The sequence below is a fragment of the uncultured Fibrobacter sp. genome, assembly GCF_946062555.1.
GTDB lineage: Bacteria > Fibrobacterota > Fibrobacteria > Fibrobacterales > Fibrobacteraceae > Fibrobacter.
The window spans coordinates 1-19806 of the sequence record NZ_CAMGVQ010000032.1; the positions used below are offsets into that span (position 1 = coordinate 1).

Consider the following 19806-nt stretch of genomic DNA (forward strand, 5'->3'; position numbering starts at 1 on the left):
GAAAACCGCTGCTTAGACTCCTCCCAACCCCTCCACACAAACTGCAGAAGCCTCATAAATTTCAGCAGATCTGTGACAAATTTTTTGTTAGTACCCCCAACCAAATCATCTTTGTACGTATTCAAAAAAGTTAGGAGCATCTGGGCTTTCTTTTTATCACTAATGTCCGCACCATTCGGAGACCAGGGCATAACATCCTCATTTTGCCAAACAAAACATCTTTACTTTTTCTTCACCAAATGTAACCAAAAAAAACAATGTCAAGTGTTTTTGAGATTTTCGGCCATTTTGGAGAAAAAAAAGCAAGAAAACGGCATATTATGTGAAGTATGAAACCGCCAAGAGTCAACTATAAAGAAATTCTTTATAGTTCAACAAGAGAAGCCCGACCTAGCCGGGCTTTTTTTTCAAGGGAGATTCCCGCCTTCGCGGGAATGACAACGCTGCTAGAGATCCTTCGACTTCGCACTTCGTGCTTCGCTCATGACACATCTGCGGCTAGGCCTTTCGGCGAATAGGCCCTTCGGCAAGCTCAGGGACCTCATACGGTTTGCGAGCTTGCGAGTCGAACCACAGTGCAGGCAGGAGCCTTATCAACGTTCCTTGCGGAAAATGGTGCTGGCAAAGCTCAGGCCGTCGCGCTGGATTTTCAAGACATACATGCCGGTTTTCATGTCGCCAAGGCCGATGCTGAAGGCGGATTGCCCCGCAGGTAACATCTGCGACTTGACGAGGCGACCATTTATCGAGAAAATCTTGGCGGTTAGCCCCTGCGAAAGCGGTTTGTCTACCGCAATCTGCAACTCGCCGCCCATGATGCGGGCCTTCAAATTGGGGCGAGCGACCGGCTTCGCAGAAATTACCTGCGGAGTTTCCTCCGGCTTCGGCTTGTTGCGCAGCAGACGCACGCTATAGATGCCGCCCACCATTCCCGAACTTGCCGTAAACGAGATGCGCACAATCTTCTTTCCCTTCACCATGTTGTCCGGAATCGGGTAAGTCACGTTCACGAACTCGTCCTTGTTCCACTTGCCCGAGATGTTTTCGGTCACAAGCTTTTCATCGTCAATCTTGATGTCGAATTCGCGGGTGCAGCCCTCGTTGCCCCAGTAGCGCACCATGAGGCTCAGCGAATCTTCGCTGTTCGTCTCGAATTCATAGCTGATGAGTCCACCGTCGCCGCCGCTGCACTTGCCCGCATCGCGGTAGAACTCACCCTGATGCGTTCCCGTCGAAGAATTTTCCACCTTCATCTTGTGGTCCACTTCGGGCTGCTGCTCGCCGGGCGCCACTTTATCTACAGTCTTTTCGTCGAGCGCCAAAGCCTCTTCCTGTTCCTTCTTCAGGCGTTCGAGAATCGAGGGGTCCGTCAGCACCATCCAATACATCATGTAACGCGCATCATGCACTTCATAGAACGGCTCCAGCAACAGATTCGCATCTTTCTTATTCGCAAACAGGTACGGCGCCTTAAAGTGCATCGGTTCACCCTTCACGCTTTCCACCTTCGATGGAATATCTTCCTTCTTGCTCGCAAGCATCGGTGCCTGATCCAGCGACTGCAACGCTCCCGACGCAATATGGCTCCAGCGACCATCATCGGCCACTAGGCCGTTCAGGTTTTCGGTTCCGGTCTTTGCAGAAAGCACGATCGGCCCGTGCAAAAGCGCCACATAATCGCTCACGCCCGGCAAATCTTCAGTATGCGTGTACATCGGGAACAGAACCTCGATTACGTCGCCGGATTTCCAGGACTTACCCGCAGAAACATAGCTCGACGGATCGGACTTTTTCACGACGGTATCGCCGTTCACGATTACCTTGAAATCACCTTCTTTTACCCAGTACGGGTGGCGCACCATAAAATCGAAGAGGCCCGAACCCGTCACAGTAAACTTCGCCGATTCACCCTTCGGGAAAGCTGTTTCCTGCCTAATTTTCACCTTCTTGTCTTTCCAGTTCAAAAGCGATGCGGCAAAAAGGTTCACATAAAGGTCATCGCCATCCTTCGTATAAATAAACTGCGAATATTTCGTCGGGTTTTCCATTCCGGAACCCACGCAGCACCACATAGCCGCATTCACCTTGGAATACACCCGATAATGGCGGGGACGCGCAGGAGTGAAGTACACGTACCCGCCATGTCTCGGATGTATTGTAGATAAAATATGATTAAAGAGGGCGCGTTCGTAAAAGTCAGCCTGCTTGGCGTCGTGATCCATATTGAACAGGCGTTCTGTAAGCTTAAGCATGTTGTAGGTGTTGCATGATTCCGGTCCTTCGCGCTCCTCCACGTACTTCTTGTGATTGTCGAGCGCCGGGAAATGTTCCGAGATGCTGTTGCCGCCAATCGCAATGCTCCTCTTGTTCACCACACGGTCCCAGAAGAATTCGGATCCCTTTACATAAGTCGCATCGTTCGTGAGTTCGGCGATGCGCGCAAATCCCACCACCTTGGGTACCTGCGTATTTGCATGGATATTTGTCAAGTTATCATTCCCTGCCGCCATCGCATTCAAAAGCCACTTGTGCGACCAGCGCTTTGCCTCTTTCAGGTACTTCTCGTTTTTCGTAAGTGCATACGCATCGGCGTAGACTTCGTCCATGCCGCCGTGTTCGGTACCGAGCATCGATTCCATGGCGTTGTCGTTGAGGCCGCCCGTAATCGTAAGGCCCCAGTCGCAAAGGGCAAGGAACATCGTCTTCGCCTGTTCGTAGCCGCCATAAATGTAGGCATCGCGGAGCCCCGCAAAAGTCTTGTGAATGTTGTACCACGGCACCCAATAGCCGTTCTGTGCGCCCGCGTTTCCATTCTTGAACTTGAGCCACATTTGCTTTCCATTCGGAACGCCGCTCAGGTAACCCTTGAAATTGTTGTCCCTGGAATTGTAATCCTGAATTGTCTTGAGTTCGCCCAGCACATACTCCAGCCGTTCCTTGATGAGTTCGTCGCCGGTTGCCGCATACTGCATTGCCAAGGCACTCAGGTAATGCCCCAGCACGTGGCCATCAAGCCCCGCCCAGTTCGAAAACTTGCTGGCCTTCGGCTTCATCCCCGCCTCTTCGTAAAACGGCGCAATCAGCTTGTCCGTATCGTAGGCGAGCAGCGTTTCAACATTCAGGTCCTGACGCTCTTTCAGCGGACCATCGAGCAGCTGCACATCGCCAAGCGCGAACATATCGGGGTAAAGCAGGTCTTGCGTATGCCCCTGAGCATGCCAACATCCCATTGCAGCAAGGGCAACGCAAGCCATGTGATTGATTTTGATTCCAAACATTTCGTACCATCCTTTTTCCAGCACAAGCCAACCAATCTAAAATTAAATCCTGCAGCACGAAAAAATCCCCTGTTCGGGGATTTAGTTTTGTCAAAATTTCAAAGGGGTGTTCAGGAACTAACGCTCAACAAAGTTACTGGGCTTGACGCCGTAGAGCACGACATCGTCTATCCAGAATTCTGTATCATCGTAAGCGGCAATCGAAATCGTCGTCATCGCCTTGCTGACAACATCCCAGCCGAGGTTTCCGTAAAGATCATCGCGAGGCTTAAAGTTCGAAGGCTTTATCACGCGGCGGCTCCATTCACCATCTGTGGCAAGGGTGTCGTACGCCAAGGTTTTGCCTTCGACATTTGAGCTTCCCAGAGTTTCAAAGGCAATCGAGATGACGCCAGTTCCGCGAGCATAAAACACGATGGAATCCGTCGCCGAAATATCGCAGGGAGACTCCTCCTTGCAAATCCAGCTACCAAAGAAAGACCACTTGCCCACTGCAGCCGAGGATTTCCAATGCAACGCTCGGCCTTCGCGCCCTGCGCCCGCCTCGGTGATAAATTTTGCAACCTCTTCATTGATATCGGGCACCGTTTTCGTATTGGTATCGGTGGCCGCCATATAGCCAGTCACGCTATAGCCCAAATCGGTAATAAAAAATTCTTCGTTCTCCGATTCAAAATCCAGAATCTTGACGGAATCCGGTTCAAAAGTATAAATGAACGCCGTCGCCTCTTCGCCAGCATCGACCGTCGCCGACCCCTCCACCACGCTATCGCCTACAATGTAACGCAACTCATATTCAAATGGCGGCAACGAATCCATCGCATAGAAACCTTGATTGTCCGTCTTGACGAGTCGATCCATACCGTACACCTGAACCCAGGCATAGTCAACACCTTCGGGCAGGTAAACCCTTCCCTTCAGGTTTCCCGTCTTTTCCAGGACAAACCGCACGGAATCTCCGTCCTTGATGTCTTCGGCTGAAATCTTTTTGAACAGGCCTTCGCCAGCATCCACCACTTCAAGCGTCGCCACATCGACAGCAAGGCTGTCGATACGAATGCAGCCCAGGGAATCCGTCACGAATTCGCTGAAGAATTCGGCATCCGCGGAATCCACAGCAGAGCCATCTTCGACACTCCGAACATATTCCGCAGAACGCACGCGCGCCACCACATGGGCTGCCGGCAGCGAATCTCCGCGAACAAACTGAATCAGGTAAGCGTTTTCCGTCTCCACCGTGCTGATTCCGGCCACATCCTTTTCGCCGGAACACGCCCAGAACGCAAGCGACACAAAAACGGCGAGGAATAAAAGCAATTTTTTCATCTTTTCGCCCCCACTTTTTTAGTCTGTGAACCCTTGGACTCCTTGGCAACTTCGGCGACCGGGTAAAAGGCGAACACGAACTGCATCGCGCGATTCACGTCCTTCACCTCGGCCACCCTCTTTTGCACCTGTCGTCTAAATTCCAAAGTCATCTCGTTCAGGTCATCAAAACATTCATCGTCCACGCCCACCAAAAGCGACGAGATATTCCGCTTCGTGGGATCCACGGCGACCAGCGCATTCTGCGCAAGCGTCAAGAGCTGGTTCTGGTAGCTGCGAATGGCGGCTGTCTTTGTCGGCGACCCCGCCGATGTAAAATTGGCCGTTGTCGCGGCGTATCGTTCCGAGGCAAGCGGCGTAATCAGCTTTAAATCCTTGAGAACCGCGATGGCCTCGCGCACCTGGTCTTCCGAGACAGCGGGCGTAATCTGCTTCACCAGACGAGAAACCTCGGCATGGCCCCCGTTCATTTCGATCAGCGCCCGCACCACCGGAATCCACCACTTGCTTAAAAACAGGTATTCGCTCGCACTGAACTTGCGCAAGTCCACATCCTGCAGCGAAAGCGCCATCTTGTAGAGCTTTTCCTTTTTCGACTGCGACTTTGCCTTTGCCGCCGCCACCAGGATTTCAAAAATTTCGCCGCTACGCCCCTTCAGCTCCAACAGGTCCTTCGCCAGGGGAATGCTGTGATTCGGCAGATGCAGTTCCTTGTTCAGTACACGGAAGATCTGGCTCGTTTCAAGTCCAAGCTTCTGCCCCATCATCTTGTAGGAATACAGGGGCATATCCAGCTTGCGCTGGGTATAGTAATTCTTGAGCAAATCCCTGTAATCGCTAATTTCATTGATGTTCAACATAGGCGCATTCTCGAAAAGACTTTCATCCCATCAATAAAATAATCTTTTCTACCCCGCCGGGAACGCCTATATTGAATTTTTCTTTGAAAAAATGTCAAAAGCTTTAACTCAATAAGAAAGGGCCTTAAACTACTTAATCCTATGTCCCGTCAGATCGAAACGCCTGCCGTTCTTTTCGATGAAGAGCTTATTGCCCTTCTTGAGGAGTCGCGGAGCCAAGTCGCGGTTCATGGCGGCAGGGAGAGCAGTGCGAATCCCTTGCGCGTCTTCGCAGCTTTCACCCGCGCAGAACTCGATCCAGTCGATGTCCATCCAGTCGCCAGTAACCGTGAAGCGGAGAATGTGTTCGCCCTCGGTCAGGTTCACCTTGGCTTCGACCGTGTTGTATTCGTCGTAGTTGTCTTCGCCCTCGGTGGCTGCAGGCACGGCGATTTCTTCGGTAATGTCCTTGCCGTCCATAGAGAGCTTGAAGCTTGATGTGCTGTTGGCAGAAGCCACAGAAGCGTTCATGGTGTAAGTTCCCGTCGAGGCCACCTTCACGGTGTATTCGAGCCATTCACCCGCCTGGTTGTAACCCACGATCACACCGGTCGCCTTCTTGTAAAGGTCTACACCTGTACCCGGACGGTAGTCAGAATCGCCATGGTTTTCGGTATCCTTTTCGTTGTAGGTGGTGTTGCCCTGGCCCACACCGTCAATGTCGAAATCTTCCACTTCGATCTTGCCCGGAATGGCGAGAGCTTCGCCCTTGAACGGAGCGCGCGGAACCGGCTTGAGTACCAAACGGAGAAGTGCCGAGCCATGTGCCGGAAGTTCGATAGAAACATGGGAAACCGGGCCCAGGTCCTTCTTTTTCCAGGCATCGCGAACATCCACTTCGCCTTCTACGCCAATGTCTGCAAAGTTGCATTCCACAGTCTGGGTAGAACTGTTGTTATTCAGAAGTGCCACGGCAATGTCGCCATTCTTCAAGGGCTTGGTCCAAACCTGCTTTCCGTCCACGTCAGAAATGCGATGTCCCTGAACGCCAAGAGAGTCCTGGTTGATGGCGATCATGTCCTTGTTCAGGTAGAGTTCCTTGGTCTCGTTGCTCATGTTGCGCACGTCGGAACTGATCATGATGGGGGCAGCCATAATAGACCACATCGTCATCTGGGAACGCTGTTCCTCGTAAGAGAGGCCGTTATTGCCCACTTCAAGCATATCCGGATCGTTCCAGTGGCCGGGCTTAGCGATTTGCCAATACTTGTTGTTGGCATCGATAATTTCATAGACGCCGCGGTACCAGGACTGCGAAATCCATGCGGGGCCGATATCGAAAGTGGTACGCCAGAGGTTAGCGATTTTAGGCATCCAGTCCTTGTATTCCCACATGCAAATGCTGAACACGATATCGCGCCCGGAATTGCGGAGGGCCTTGGACATGGCGGTGTAATCTTTTTCCTGGGTGCTCGGGTCGGAATCGCAGTTGTCGTACTTCCAGTAGTCGACACCCCATTCGGCAAGCTTCTTGGCATCCTGTTCTTCGCGGCCATTGGAACCGCTTTCACTCTGCCAGTTGCTATTGTAATGGTGGCAGGTACGCTTGCCGCGGTCGCCGTAAAGACCGAACTTGAGTCCCTTCGCATGCACGTAATCGGCCAAAGCCTTCATGCCGCTCGGAAAAGTTTTCGGATTATTCTGGAGGTTACCCTGGGCATCGCGCTTGGTATCCATCCAGTTATCGTCCAGGTTAAGGTAAATATAACCCGCGTCCTTCAAGCCCGAAGAGACCATCGCATCGGCGATTTCCTTGATCTGGTTTTCGTTGATGTTTTCGTGGAACACGTTCCAGCTGTTCCACCCCAGCGGGGGCGTAAGCACCAGACTGTCAGGGTGCGCAAAGGCCTGTACAGCAAATCCCATAGCGGCACAAGCGCAAAGCGCGGGCATTTTCTTAAAACCAAACATAGACTCACTCCTTATATTGTCCTAGTCAAAAATAAACCCATTTTGGGTCAAAAGCCCCCTTCAAAAAAGAAGCGGCATTGACTATTTGTCAACACCGATTGTCGTTTTTTGCGTAAATATGGCGTTTTTTACCGAACTGGCTTCACATAGAAGGAGCCCTTGGGCCTTACGACCAGACGCACCTGAGTTTGAACCTCTGCGGCATTCTTTGCATTCACGCGACCAAGCAACTGACCGTTCAGTCCATACACTTCGAACACCTGCATATTCTGAGTCCTGGGCGACACAAACTTCAGCGCCTCCGTTCCTATATCTTCAGGGGGTTCCGCAAGTTTCTTGAGCACCACATTGTCGAGCGTAAGAGTTCCCGTCGCAGCGCCGGCATTGAAACTCAGGCGGCTGTTCGTATCGGTTGCGGCCGTCATCTGGAACTTGAACGAATAGGTTTTCATATCCGTGCCAAGATCAAAATTCTGCTTTTCCTTGAGGTAGCTCGCCCACGGGTCATTGTGCTGCTCCACATTCACTTCGAGCGTGCGGGCAGCCCCTGCGCTTGCGTCAAAGCTCACCTCGTACCACTGGTCTTTTTCAAGATGCAAGTCGTGCTGAATCAGCTGCACCTGGTAATTCTGCGTACCGACGGCGGAAATATCGAACTGGTACTTTCCATCTTTCGCATCACCAGTCGCAGCGGCATCGCCATGTAGCTGCAAGTCCCAAGCCACGGCGCTCGAATCGAAGCCGCCGTTAAAGACTTCATCGCGGTTCGTAGGCACAACAATCGCTGGAGTCGGCGGAGTAATGTTCGAACCATCGAGCGAATAGTTCTTCACAAAGTTCCAGATTTCATCACTGGTATTCACGCTGGCCAAATCCATGGAATACCAGTGGCCTTTTCCGGCGATGGACATGAGGCGCACTTCTATGTCGTTAGAGCAGCTACTCCACACTTCCAGGGAGGCAGCGGAACCTGAACGGTTAGCCGGATAGGGCTTGATCACCTGGGAACTTTCGGAGCATTTGTTAAAGGACACCCAACGCTTTAAATAATTCACACCGCTACTGTAATTCACCACATCGTCGGAGGTCCCATGGGTATGGATAATCGGCATAGGGCGAGTGCTTGCCGGCGCAGGGTTTCCGATGGGGTAACCGGAAACAGGCGCAATAGCCGCAATCATATCGCCCATCTTGTTTGCCGCATGGTAGCTCATCATGCCGCCCATCGAAAATCCCGAAACATATACACGGTTTTTATCAATTCCGTATTTTTGATACATTTCGTTGATGATTGCCTTCAAGAAATTGACATCCTTGTCGCCGCCAATGTCCCAGGCCTTGTTTTCGCCATTGGGGAATACCACCACGAAGCGCGCGGTATCGGCAATGGACTCCCACTTCGCCGCATTCTTCTGGTAGGGCGCATCCTGGTTCATGCCGTGCATCTGAATGATAAGCGGGCGATTCTTCTCAATACCCGACGGAGCATACACGAGCATGCTGCGGGATTTTCCGTCTACAGTTAGGTTGTCCGCAAAAGCATTACCCGTAAACAGCGCAACACTCGCGAGGGCAAGCACCACCTTGCCCAAATTTTTCATACCAAACATCACTCTTACTCCTTATGTTAATTGCACTCTCGCTTCACTGAAGTACCATTATAAATTCAGATTTCAGAATTTATAATGAGTTTCTGAATTCTGAAATCCGAAATCTGAACTAGTCCGAAGAGCTATTTCGTTACCGTAAAGCGATGAACCATCCCATTCTTTGCTCTAATCAGGTACACGCCCTTTTCCGAAACCATGGCGCGCACCTTGGACTGAGCCTCGCTTGCACTTGCTGCAAACACGGTTCCCACAAAGCTTCCGTTCAAGCCGTACACGCGGTAAAGCTGTTGCGCCTGCACATCGTAACGAACCGCATTGGCAATCCCCGTCGGATCAATCGGTTCCGGATCCGTCGCGTCCTTACCCTTTACGAAGGTAAAGTAGTCGATATCGAGCCAGGCGCCAGTAACCGTGAAGCGGAGCACGTGTTCGCCAGCAGGGAGCGTCACGTTGGCCTGCACCTTGTTGTAGTCGTCGTAATTCTCTTCGCCGGAACTTGCCGCAGGCACCGCGATTTCTTCGGTAATGTCCTTGCCATCCAGGGAGAGCTTGAAGCTCGAGGTGTTGCCCGCCGCAGCGACAGCCGCGAACATGGTGTAGTCCCCCGCTTCCTTCACGTTCACGGTGTATTCGAGCCAGTCGCCTTCGCTGTTGTAGCCCACAATAATTCCAGTTGCCTTCTTGTAAAGGTCAACACCGGTACCTGCGCGGTAGTCGCTATCGCCGTGGTTCTCGGAATCGCCATCGCAGTAAGAGGTGCCATCTTTGCCCTTGCCCGGCACGTCGAAGTTTTCGGCCTCAATCTTGCCCGGGAGAGCAACGGCGGGGCAGTTTTCACCGGCGGCGCAGAACGGAGTCTGCGGGACAGGTTCAGAGCCAGCGCCATCAAGGTAAATTTCATCGTTCGCATCAACACCGACCTTGAACCAGTCAAAGTCCGCATAGCCGCCCGCCTGCTTTGTTGCAAAGTTGAAGAGGCCCCAGCGCACTCCCACGAACATGTGGAGGTCGTAATTGAGCTTCACGTCGCTACCAATCTTTGTCCAGGTATTGCCATCGGTACTGTAATAGAAGTATGCGGTACCGCGGTCAATCGGCAGGTCAAAATCGATACGCAGGTAAACCTTGGAACCCGAAATCGCCTTGCTGTCCTTCAGGCTTTCACCGTCCTTGTTACCGGTGTACATCACCACCTTGTAGCTGCCGCCATCTTTTGCAAGCGCCACGAAGCCCTTGTCATCTTGCAGGGCAACGAGGCCGGCCATATCGCCATCCTTCATGCCGGTGCCATCGACAAGCGTACGGCCAGAACTCTTGGGGCCAAAGGAACGCTGGGTCAGGGTGTTCTTCGCATTCACCACGCGGCTATCGGTACGGCTCGTGGTAATGCGGTAAAATCCCGGATTTGCAGACAAGCTCCAGTTCTTGTTATCGGGATTGTGGTTGAACTGCCATTCGAGCGCCAGTTCGCTGGATTCAAAATCATCGCTGGTGACCATGCCGTAGCCCGGCAACGGAGATTCCGGCAAGTCAATTGTGGAGGGAGCCTTGCTTCCGCTGGTCGGAACCGGCCAGCCGTCCTTCCATTCCATCGGGACCAGGTGCGACATACGGCCAACCGGGCCGGAATCGCGGAACAAGAGGGCATACCACTTGCCATCGGGAGTATCAAAGATGCCACCCTGCGCAACACCATTGTCTGAGAGGAAAACTCTTCCTGTATATCCGCTCAAGAGGTTCCTGGAACGGTAAACCACTTCGGTACGGCAGGAACCGTTCGGCCAAGAAATCGTGAACAGATAGTATTCGCCGTTTACCTTTTCCATGTGCGAGCCTTCCTGCTGCACGATATAGCCGCTCTTGCCGGTCGCCTGGTTCACGCTCACGCCGCCGAGCTTGCCGCTCTTGCCGCCGGCCTTTACACCGCTTGCGTCGTCGTTCAGCTGCACGTAGCTAATCTGGTCGCCGCTGCCGTAGAACACCCACACAGTGCCATCGTCATCGAAGAATAAAGAAGGGTCGTGGTAGAACGGGAGCTGCACTTCGCTCCACTGGCCGCTTTCCACGTCGGCTGTTTTGTACAAATGAGTCTTGCCCGTCGTGTAAGACGGAGTCAGCACGTAGAAGAATCCCTTGTGGTAACGGATGCTCGACGCCCAAGAACCCTTACCGTAGGCGTCCTTGCCGCCATTCAAGTTCTGCTGGTCGTTGTTGGTGAGCGTCTGGTAGGCATAGCCCACCGTGCGCCACTGGGCCAAATCGGTACTCTTGAAAACGGGTACGCCAGGCGCAAAGTGCATGGTCGTCGTTACCATATAATAGGCGTCGTCAACGCGGACAATCGAGGGGTCCGGACTGTCGACGTACATAATCGGGTTATTGACCGTCGCCGCGTAAACGGCACAGGAACTAGCGAGGGCAACGCCCAAACCTTTAAGCCATCCCATATTTAACTCCTTTATTCGAGCGCACCACCGCCCGTATACAACCTTTCAACTTAAAATTACCCTTAAAAAGGTTAAATAGGCCTAACGCACGAGCATATTCCATTGACAAATTGTCAAGTTCGAGTAAACATTTCGTTACATCCGGCAGTCAGCAGACAATTCCATCTTACTCACCCCGCACACTTTTCTATCTTTGCAGCAAACAACCGCGCATCTGCGCACCGGAGACACTTATGGCAGCACTCATCCTCGACGGCAAGGCCCTTGCCAAGACCACTGAAGAAGAACTCAGCGCCCGCGTGGCCAAGCTCAAGGAAAAGACGGGCAAGACCCCCATCCTTGCAACAATCCTCGTCGGTGATGACCCGGCCAGCGCCACCTACGTCAAGATGAAAGGCAACGCCTGCGCCCGCGTGGGTATGGAAAGCATCCGCGTGGTTCTCCCCAAGAACACCACCACCGAAGAACTCCTGAACAAAATCCAGGAACTCAACGAGAACCGCGACGTGCACGGCATCTTGCTGCAGCACCCAGTTCCGCGCCACATCGACGAACGCGCCGCCTTCGAAGCCATTGACGCCCGCAAGGACGTAGACGGCGTGACCTGCCTCGGCTTTGGACGTATGGCCATGGGCGAGAGCGCTTACGGCTGCGCAACGCCTGCCGGCATTATGCGTCTTCTCAAGGCTTACAACATTCCTCTCAAGGGTAAGCACGCCGTGGTCGTAGGCCGCAGCGCCATTCTCGGAAAGCCGATGGCTCTCATGCTTTTAAACGCAGACTGCACCGTGACCATTTGCCACAGCAAGACCGAGAACCTTCCCGAATTCGTGAAACAGGCCGACATCCTCGTGGGTGCTGTCGGCAAGCCGGAATTCATCAAGAAGGAATGGATCAAGCAGGGTGCCGTCGTGGTTGACGCCGGCTACCATCCGGGTGGCGTGGGCGATATTGAAAAGGGTCTCGACGACGTGGCATCGGCCTACACTCCGGTTCCGGGCGGCGTGGGCCCCATGACCATCAACACGCTCATCTACCAGAGCGTAGAATCCGGCGAAAAGTATTTGGGATAACAGAGCCTTCGGCAGAGCTTAGAACTTAGAGCTCAGTAAACATCTTCTAAGTTCTGTAGCGAAGCGCACTAAGTTCTACCAACTAGCGCAAAGTGCTACCGTCTCGTGCGTTCAAGTTCGACGGCATCCGTCTCGGGAGAATTCGGCGAAAGCATACCTTTCATCATATCGCCGACAAATTCCGCACCGACACCAATCAGCGTCCCGACGGTAGAATCGTTCGAATACTCGCGACTGTCCATACTGGCAGTCGCTTCTTTTATGGCCGACTTTTCGTTTTCCTTGGGGGCCGCATAGACAATCGGGCCTTTCTTGTTGCCTAGATCAACGGAATCGGCCGCCGTAGGCGCCTTCTTCTGCACGAGCTGGGCGCAAGCCATGCCCGCAAGCAAAAACACAATGCATCCAAAGAATTTCATTCTTGCACCTTTACGGTGCAAAATATAGCAAGACGAATGTCGGCAAGGCCGACGCCCCGACACAAGAAGCTAGAACTTCGCCAAGAATTCCTTCGCGTCGCAACTGACAACAATTTCACCGAGCAACTCCCGCAGGCGTTCCAGATTTGGGTGGCCTTCGCGTTCAAATACCACCACCTTCTTGAAGCGGTCCCGGTGACGAAGCAAGAATTCCAGATTGTTCATGTCGCTCTTAGGGAAACCATAACCCAAGAAGAAAATTTCTTGGGCATTCTTGAGATAGTAATCGGCCTTACTCCACAACAAATTAAACAGGCTCCCGCGCAAGAAAGATTCCTTCGTATGCGCCATCGGAATATAAATCGGAGTATCCTCGCGATAAATCGGGAAACTGCGGTCGCAAGGTTCCACCTGGCACACGTTCTTCAAGTCGAGCGGGTCAGACGCACCCTTGACCGGATACCAGTTCAGCGATCCATGCAACTTAATCAAATCCACCGAATGGGTACGCGGCGCACGAACCGCGCTGCGGTCAGCCGGGTCTATACGCACCCCGTAATCCACCGCTACACGCGCGTTCATCTTGGCATCATCCGTAATCACGTCCTCGATCAGCGTGTCATAATTAAAGGACAGCAGCAAGGTGTCGCACACGCCTTCATTCGGGCAATTCACGCAACCCGTCAAGAACTTGCGGAGAATGGCCGCCGACTGTGAATCCACCGCATGATCATGGCGAATGGCTCCCGCAATAAATCGCAACAGTTCAAAACGCAAGCTGGAATGATAAAGGCTCTCGCGCACCCCGGGGAAAATCTGCGCCGACAGAATCGATGTCGAGAGAGTTTCGATATTCAGGTATTCCGCCTGGTTATTGCAAAGTTCCAGGAAACGCCTGCAGTAGTCACGCAGGTGCGGGAACTCGTCCGATATTCCGAAGGGAATCAGCTCGTTCAGATCGCGGAGAGTGGGCATCTGCGGGCAAAACGACTTACTGAACCCGGAACCCAACACAAAAATCCGCCGGTATGTACTCGATGCGATATCCATACCCCTAATGTATATTAATTCGTTAGAAATGGTTTTTAAAAAGTTCAAAGAATTGACGCCCATCCTTATTTTTTGTATTTCAGTCCACTTTTTGACCATTTCCCGCAAACTTCTTACTTTCTACTTATTATATTTAGGTTCCCTAGACTTTACGCCGTGGAAATGCGGTACTTTCCGTAAAAGAAGCGCGTGGGTCCGGAAGCGTTCCATACTTTTGGACTGCTTCTTAGGGAATCAACCATCAAGTTTTGTCTACCTTTAGGAGCTTTAATGGCAAATAAGTGCAAGCGTGGAATTTTGATTAGCAAGACGCCTTACGAAAAGCGCATCGCCATCATGGAAGACGGCGAACTCGTTGAACTTGTCGTCGAAGGCGTTTCTTCTAATCGAGTTCTGGGCAATATTTACAAGGGCGTGGTCCAAAAGGTGCTTCCGGCACTCAAGGCTGCGTTCATTGATATTGGCCTTGAAAAGGCAGGCTTTTTGCATCAAGAAGACGCCATGGACAGAAACGAACTTCTCCGTCGCGAATATGGCGACGACGATGACGAGAGCGGTTCTTCCAAGGAAGTCTCTATTGACGAAATTCTGCAAGAAGGCCAAGAAATCATGGTTCAGGTGGTCAAGGAACCGATCAGCACCAAGGGTGCCCGTCTGACCACTCACCTGAGCTTTGCGGGTCGTTTCCTCGTGTGCATGCCGGGCACCAACTTCATTGGTGTCTCCAAGCGTGAACGCGACCCGGCCAAGCGCCGCGAATTCAAGAAGGTGGTCCGCCGCCTCAAGGGTCGCGACGTGGGCTACATCGTTCGTACCAACGGCCTGAACGAATCCGAATTCGAAATCAACAAGCAGATGCGCGAACTCGAAAGCAAGTGGGAACAGACGAAGTACAACTTCGAAAACCAGCCTGCCGAAACCTGCATCTACGAAGAATCTGATTCCATCGAACAGACTGTGCGCGAATACTTCAGCGACAACACCGACTACGTGTATATCGACAACCGCGACGAATACTTCGCCCTGCGCGAATACCTCAAGGTACTCTCGCCGGACAAGCTCGACAAGGTGAAGCTCTGGAGCAGCAACGAAAGCCTGTTCGAATACTTCAAGATAGAAAACGACTACGCACGTTCCCTGCAGCGCCAGGTACCGCTCCCGCGTGGCGGCAACCTCGTCATCGAACAGACCGAAGCACTCGTCTCTATCGACGTGAACACCGGACCGAAGGTGCACGGCAAGGACCAGGGCAAGATCATCCTCGAAACGAACATCGACGCCTGCTACGAAATCGCAAAGCAGCTTAGGCTCCGCGACGTGGGTGGCCTGATCATTATCGACTTTATCGATATGGAATCCGAAGAAGACAACGAAAAGGTCTACCAGGAATTCCGCAAGGCAATCCGCCGCGACAAGGCCCCGATCAGCCCCGCCCCCATCAGCCAGTTCGGCCTCATGGAAGTCACCCGTAAGCGCGTCCGCGTGAACCTGATGACCGAAAAGACCGAACGCTGCCCGGTTTGCGACGGCGGCGGACGCATCGCGACGCTCGAATCCACGCTCGGCATGATCGACCGCTGGATGGCCCGCGCAAAGGCAAAGGGCAAGCTCCGCGAAGTGACCCTCGTGGTAAGCGCCCAGGTGATCGACGTGCTCTGCAAGGACCACAACCGTATGTTCAACTACTTGGAATACAAGCACAGCATGAACATCAGCCTCGTGGAAGACGAGCACGCCCACATCAACCAGTTCTGGTTCTACGACAAGATGGGCGAAGACATTACCGACCTCTACAAGTTCGTGTAATGCTTCATACTCGCGGCCTCACCGCGAGTCGTTCTTCCAAGGCATATAAGGAAGGCCGCACCCAAGGTGCGGCCCTTCTTTTTAACGAGAGAGAAATTTAAACAAACTAGAGACCGAAGTCTATCGCATTCGCCTTACCGCGACGCACACCCCACAGGAAGTCCTGCGTACGGTCCACCATGGTCTTGCTTCCGACCTTGATTCGGTATTCCAGTCTTGCGATGTAGACACCCGTCGAAGCGAGACGACCGTTTTTCGCGCGCATGTTCCAGGCAAGGAACAGTTTGCCGTTATTGTCAAGACAGGTTCCCTGTCCGTTTTCCTTGAAGATGTCGCCGTTGCAAGTAACCACACCGGAATTACTATTTACAAATTCACCCAGGCTGGAGTAGTAGGTCGCCTCGTAGCGCAGTTCCGTATTTTCAGCCACGGATTCGACAATCTGCCTGATATCGGCTTCCGTGCCGCGGGCGTACTTACGGACATTCTCAGCCGTAAGCATTCCATTCTTGTAAGCATCCGCAATGACCGGATCCAGACCGAAACGTTTTTTCGCATCACCAAGGGACATTTGCCCCGCCGCCACCATCGAGATGATTTGTTCGATCGTGTAGGTCTGCGCAACCTCATTCTTTCCGGCCTTCTTGTCGGTGTAGCTAGGCGTTCCCTGGACAGCCTTCATAATGTCGGCAATCTGGTTTTCTACCAGTTCGGCCATATTGAGGTCACCCAGGAAATGTCCCTGCGTGCCGTAAGCGGTAGCCGCCTGTTCTGCAGTAAGAATCGATTCATCCTTCACGAGCTTCGGCACCGTCGCGCTGTCGCTACGGATAATCACCTTGGCACTGTCAAACGCTGGCGAATCCGGATTCAGCGTCACCACACCGGGACTCGTAATCGTCACCTTCTGTTCGCCGGTCACGCGCACCCACTGGTTATACTCATGCGGTCCCACATCTACAAGGTCCAGCGCCGCGCCCAACTGAGATGGCGGAACAAAGCGGACCGAATCACCGACAGCAGGCACAATATCAGAATCGCCACCTTTCGGGAAAACCAGCTTCCACTGAGACGCGGAGGTCTTAGAAACATCGCTTGCCGCCTTCACCAGGGAATCCATCTGACCGTCCTTCCAGCAGTGGAAACGGAACAGATCCGAAGACGCATTATCGCCATTGAGGCCTTCGCTAAAGGTCAGCAGCAGCACCGCATTACCGTCGCTCATGTACGAAACTTCGGCTGCAGTCACCACAGGGCCAATCTTGTCCACCAGCGGGCCTTCCGCCGGGAATACAGATGTTTTGCCATTATCGGTATAGGTGTACCACACGACAATCTTTCCAGAATAAGGCTTGTCGAGTCCGCCAGTAAAGATTCCTGAGCCGAACGAGCCTTCGTTCGCCACGATGGATGCCGTGTTATCGCCTCTCTTGTAGGTAGGCTTATAGGTATCGTTGAAAAGGACTCCGAATGTCATCCTGGAAGAATCCAGCGTATTCTTTCCGCCAAGTTCACCGTTGAACTGAATCCATACGCTGTCGCCACGACCGTCACCGTCGCGGTCAAAAATGTAGGCAGTCTCAATCTGCGGTACAGGAGGCAAGGCAAAGTTGATTCCCTTCCAAGCCGCCGTATTTCCTGCCGCCTGGCCCTTCACATACAAGCTAGCGCCCCAAGTTTCACCGACAGCCTTCACATAGAACATCGCTCGGCCCGAATCCAGCTTGATTTCGGTAATGGGGTTGCCCAAGGAATCGCAAGGAATCAAGGCGTCATCGTCTGTCGTCGGATAGACTATATCGCTACCCTTCGCCCATTCATCGGCATACTGCACATAAACCTTGTAGGACTGGCCCACCCACATGGTAACGTTCTTATTCATGTTCAGTGGCAGCGTGTCGCTCAAGATGGTCGAACCTAAGGCGTTTCCGACAGAGTCGACATAAGTCAGGTCCGGCAACTTATAGGCGCCCACGACAAAGTAAATGTCCTTGTACTGGCTGTTGTCCGAAACAAGCGCCACGCGCAGGTAGTAGACACCCGGAGCAAGGCCATGGGCATCCTTGATGGCTTCCTTGTCGATCGTGAACGCGTCAAAGCTAGCGGAAATCTTAATGCCACCAAAGTAATTGCCGGCAGTATCAAGCGCGATTCCTTCCGAAGGCAGGTTTCCGCCATAAAGCACATAAGTCGATGCACCACGTTCAAACGATAGTTCCTTGCCGTTTTCGGAGAAATCGCAAGCCAGCTTGTTCCTGCGAACCTTCTGCCAGACTTCCCTAGAGATAACATCCGAATTGTCGGAGATGTTCTTCAGCAACAGGCTTGCCTCGGTCTTCAAGTCAATCGAGGTATGCATGCGGAAGTTCGACTCGCTCGTATGACGTTCCGCATAGAAGATGTGGAAGTTGTAGGTGCTGTCGGGAATAAGGCCGAGCGTATCCAGGTCGACGGCTCCCGCCACCTGACCATGCTGACCACCGATATCCACCACCAGTTTGTTGTTGATGAACACCCACACGTCGTCGTCACCGTAGAAGTCAAAGTACTGGCCAGGTAAATACACAAAGGTCGCCTGAATCTTCATGGTAAAGCCGAAGTTGTGGCCTCTTATATTATCGTAATAGGGGTTAGGGATGGTATCGGTGCCTTCATCCAGGTACTTGAAGTCGTCCAACAGGAACATGCCGCCCTTGTCCTTACTAGATTCGTTACCCGCAGACACACCGTTCTTCGAGACCTCGGCAAGCCAGAAACCTTCTTCGTCCATGGAAACATAAAGGTCGCGGCAAGTCATATTGGTAAGCGTATTGCCTTGAGCATCGACAGCCAGCGATTCCGGGAGGAACCAGTAAGCCAAGTGTTCGGTAATCTTGCAATCCGTCGGGAACGGATCGGCCGGCACAGGAACGCCATTGGGACCGAGTTCCTTCTCGACCATACCACGCATCGGGCTTCCGCTACAGCCGCCAGAACCGAAGTCCGCACTGACGCCATATTCGGGATTACCGTTGCCATGGGTACCGTCACCCTTGTCGCCATGCAACCAGTCAAACATCATCACCGGAAGTTTCTTCACAGGGCAGTCTCCCAACACACCGTTCGGATGCTTGGAATAGACAACCGGAGCACCTTCCTGGCTGCCACGGACCCAGATCGTGTCGCTCAAGGCCGCCACGGAGTCCAACGAAATTTCAGTTGCGGTAGTCGGTTCAGTCGTTGTCAAACCTTCGGAGCCCACGAAATTCGGGCCGATGGTCTGCTTGAAATAGACATTGAAACCTTCGGCAGGAGCATCAACCGCAGCGATAAACCAGCCGCAATACTTTTCTGCCACCGGAATCATCGCGACGCTATCACCATCCAGGAACATCTTGGCATTGGTGTTGGTCCACGGCGTAAAGAAGGCCACGATCTTCATCCCGCCCTTTGCAGGATTGTCCTTGCCGGGCTCCTCGGGATCCTTGGGTTCTTCGGGATCTTCGGCAGGCTTTTGTCCATTGGTAAATTGCCAGGAACCGTCTTCATTAACGGTGATTTTCGCCTGCTGTGAGGTCGGGAACAAATCCTTCAAGGGAATGGCACCATCAGAAAGACGAGTGTAGCAGGTTTTGTCGGTATAGAAATTCAGCTCATACTTGTCCAAATCTCTACTACTCAGGTTAAAGTGGAACACATCGGTAGCTTGAAAGCAATCAGCCCCCCTATCGGTGTACCAAGTACCATCTCCCCTATTGTAAATGGCATAATAAAGGCCGTCACCTTCATAAGTCACCGTAACAGAATAATTTGCCGCAAATACTGCAGGCACAACTAGAGCGAGCAACCAGATTGCCCTCTTAAGAAAACCGCACCTCATCCACATCTCCTAGGGCAAACGCCCAATGCGCATTAAAAATGTTTTAATCTAGAAATAAATTTTTTTTCTCAAAAAATCAACACGGCAATGTGGAAAATGCCGTTAATTCTATTTAACAAATGTGTAAA

General features: G+C 52.5%; 12 protein-coding genes. 2 read left to right on the forward strand and 10 right to left on the reverse strand.

Annotated features, from left to right (window positions below; translation table 11 throughout):
* The 7 genes from Q0P86_RS10270 to Q0P86_RS10300 all read right to left on the reverse strand — a co-directional run.
* Nucleotides 1-191: hypothetical protein (locus Q0P86_RS10270; RefSeq protein WP_295039245.1), on the reverse strand; the 191-nt coding region annotated here is incomplete at its 3' end.
* Between the two features lie 402 nt (nucleotides 192-593).
* Nucleotides 594-3278 (reverse strand): beta-L-arabinofuranosidase domain-containing protein, encoded by a 2685-nt coding sequence (locus tag Q0P86_RS10275; RefSeq protein WP_295039247.1) that lies wholly within the window; start codon nucleotides 3276-3278, stop codon nucleotides 594-596.
* A 117-nt stretch (nucleotides 3279-3395) separates the two neighbouring features.
* Nucleotides 3396-4604 (reverse strand): hypothetical protein, encoded by a 1209-nt coding sequence (locus Q0P86_RS10280; protein ID WP_291021796.1) that lies wholly within the window; start codon nucleotides 4602-4604, stop codon nucleotides 3396-3398.
* The gene (locus Q0P86_RS10285) at nucleotides 4601-5464 is read right to left on the reverse strand and encodes a DUF4423 domain-containing protein (RefSeq protein ID WP_290992603.1); all 864 of its coding nucleotides are present in this window, start codon (nucleotides 5462-5464) and stop codon (nucleotides 4601-4603) included. Before Q0P86_RS10285 ends, Q0P86_RS10280 begins: the two co-directional genes overlap by 4 nt.
* A gap of 129 nt (nucleotides 5465-5593) precedes the next feature.
* A complete protein-coding gene (locus Q0P86_RS10290; RefSeq protein WP_295039249.1) occupies nucleotides 5594-7414 on the reverse strand; it encodes a carbohydrate-binding protein in 1821 nt (606 codons plus the stop codon).
* 128 nt (nucleotides 7415-7542) lie between these two features.
* Nucleotides 7543-9024: a carbohydrate binding domain-containing protein gene (locus Q0P86_RS10295; RefSeq protein ID WP_295039251.1), complete on the reverse strand. Its 1482-nt coding sequence runs from the start codon at nucleotides 9022-9024 to the stop codon at nucleotides 7543-7545.
* 122 nt (nucleotides 9025-9146) lie between these two features.
* Nucleotides 9147-11471 carry a family 43 glycosylhydrolase gene (locus tag Q0P86_RS10300; protein WP_295039253.1) on the reverse strand — a complete coding sequence of 775 codons (2325 nt, stop codon included), beginning with the start codon at nucleotides 11469-11471 and terminating at the stop codon, nucleotides 9147-9149.
* Between the two features lie 233 nt (nucleotides 11472-11704).
* Between Q0P86_RS10300 and folD the strand changes: the two genes are divergently transcribed.
* On the forward strand, nucleotides 11705-12544 hold the full coding sequence (gene folD, locus Q0P86_RS10305; protein ID WP_290992613.1) for a bifunctional methylenetetrahydrofolate dehydrogenase/methenyltetrahydrofolate cyclohydrolase FolD: 840 nt from the start codon (nucleotides 11705-11707) through the stop codon (nucleotides 12542-12544).
* 95 nt (nucleotides 12545-12639) lie between these two features.
* On the opposite strand, the gene Q0P86_RS10310 is transcribed toward folD, so the two are convergent.
* Both Q0P86_RS10310 and Q0P86_RS10315 read right to left on the reverse strand, forming a co-directional pair.
* Nucleotides 12640-12963 carry a hypothetical protein gene (locus Q0P86_RS10310; protein ID WP_290992615.1) on the reverse strand — a complete coding sequence of 108 codons (324 nt, stop codon included), beginning with the start codon at nucleotides 12961-12963 and terminating at the stop codon, nucleotides 12640-12642.
* Between the two features lie 69 nt (nucleotides 12964-13032).
* Nucleotides 13033-14013 carry an SIR2 family protein gene (locus Q0P86_RS10315; protein ID WP_295039255.1) on the reverse strand — a complete coding sequence of 327 codons (981 nt, stop codon included), beginning with the start codon at nucleotides 14011-14013 and terminating at the stop codon, nucleotides 13033-13035.
* 270 nt (nucleotides 14014-14283) lie between these two features.
* Between Q0P86_RS10315 and Q0P86_RS10320 the strand changes: the two genes are divergently transcribed.
* Nucleotides 14284-15819, forward strand: a complete 1536-nt coding sequence (locus Q0P86_RS10320; RefSeq protein ID WP_290992620.1) for an Rne/Rng family ribonuclease — start codon at nucleotides 14284-14286, stop codon at nucleotides 15817-15819.
* Nucleotides 15820-15925: 106 nt separating this feature from the next.
* Here Q0P86_RS10320 and Q0P86_RS10325 read toward each other — a convergent pair whose 3' ends face one another.
* Nucleotides 15926-19645 (reverse strand): fibro-slime domain-containing protein, encoded by a 3720-nt coding sequence (locus tag Q0P86_RS10325; protein ID WP_295039257.1) that lies wholly within the window; start codon nucleotides 19643-19645, stop codon nucleotides 15926-15928.
* Nucleotides 19646-19806 lie beyond the last annotated feature (161 nt).

Coding starts and splice junctions, on each gene's coding strand:
- Q0P86_RS10275 (WP_295039247.1), bottom strand. CDS start 3,278: ATGTTTGGAATCAAAATCAATCACATGGCTTGCGTTGCCCTTGCTGCA.
- Q0P86_RS10280 (WP_291021796.1), bottom strand. CDS start 4,604: ATGAAAAAATTGCTTTTATTCCTCGCCGTTTTTGTGTCGCTTGCGTTC.
- Q0P86_RS10285 (WP_290992603.1), bottom strand. CDS start 5,464: ATGTTGAACATCAATGAAATTAGCGATTACAGGGATTTGCTCAAGAAT.
- Q0P86_RS10290 (WP_295039249.1), bottom strand. CDS start 7,414: ATGTTTGGTTTTAAGAAAATGCCCGCGCTTTGCGCTTGTGCCGCTATG.
- Q0P86_RS10295 (WP_295039251.1), bottom strand. CDS start 9,024: ATGTTTGGTATGAAAAATTTGGGCAAGGTGGTGCTTGCCCTCGCGAGT.
- Q0P86_RS10300 (WP_295039253.1), bottom strand. CDS start 11,471: ATGGGATGGCTTAAAGGTTTGGGCGTTGCCCTCGCTAGTTCCTGTGCC.
- folD (WP_290992613.1), top strand. CDS start 11,705: ATGGCAGCACTCATCCTCGACGGCAAGGCCCTTGCCAAGACCACTGAA.
- Q0P86_RS10310 (WP_290992615.1), bottom strand. CDS start 12,963: ATGAAATTCTTTGGATGCATTGTGTTTTTGCTTGCGGGCATGGCTTGC.
- Q0P86_RS10315 (WP_295039255.1), bottom strand. CDS start 14,013: ATGGATATCGCATCGAGTACATACCGGCGGATTTTTGTGTTGGGTTCC.
- Q0P86_RS10320 (WP_290992620.1), top strand. CDS start 14,284: ATGGCAAATAAGTGCAAGCGTGGAATTTTGATTAGCAAGACGCCTTAC.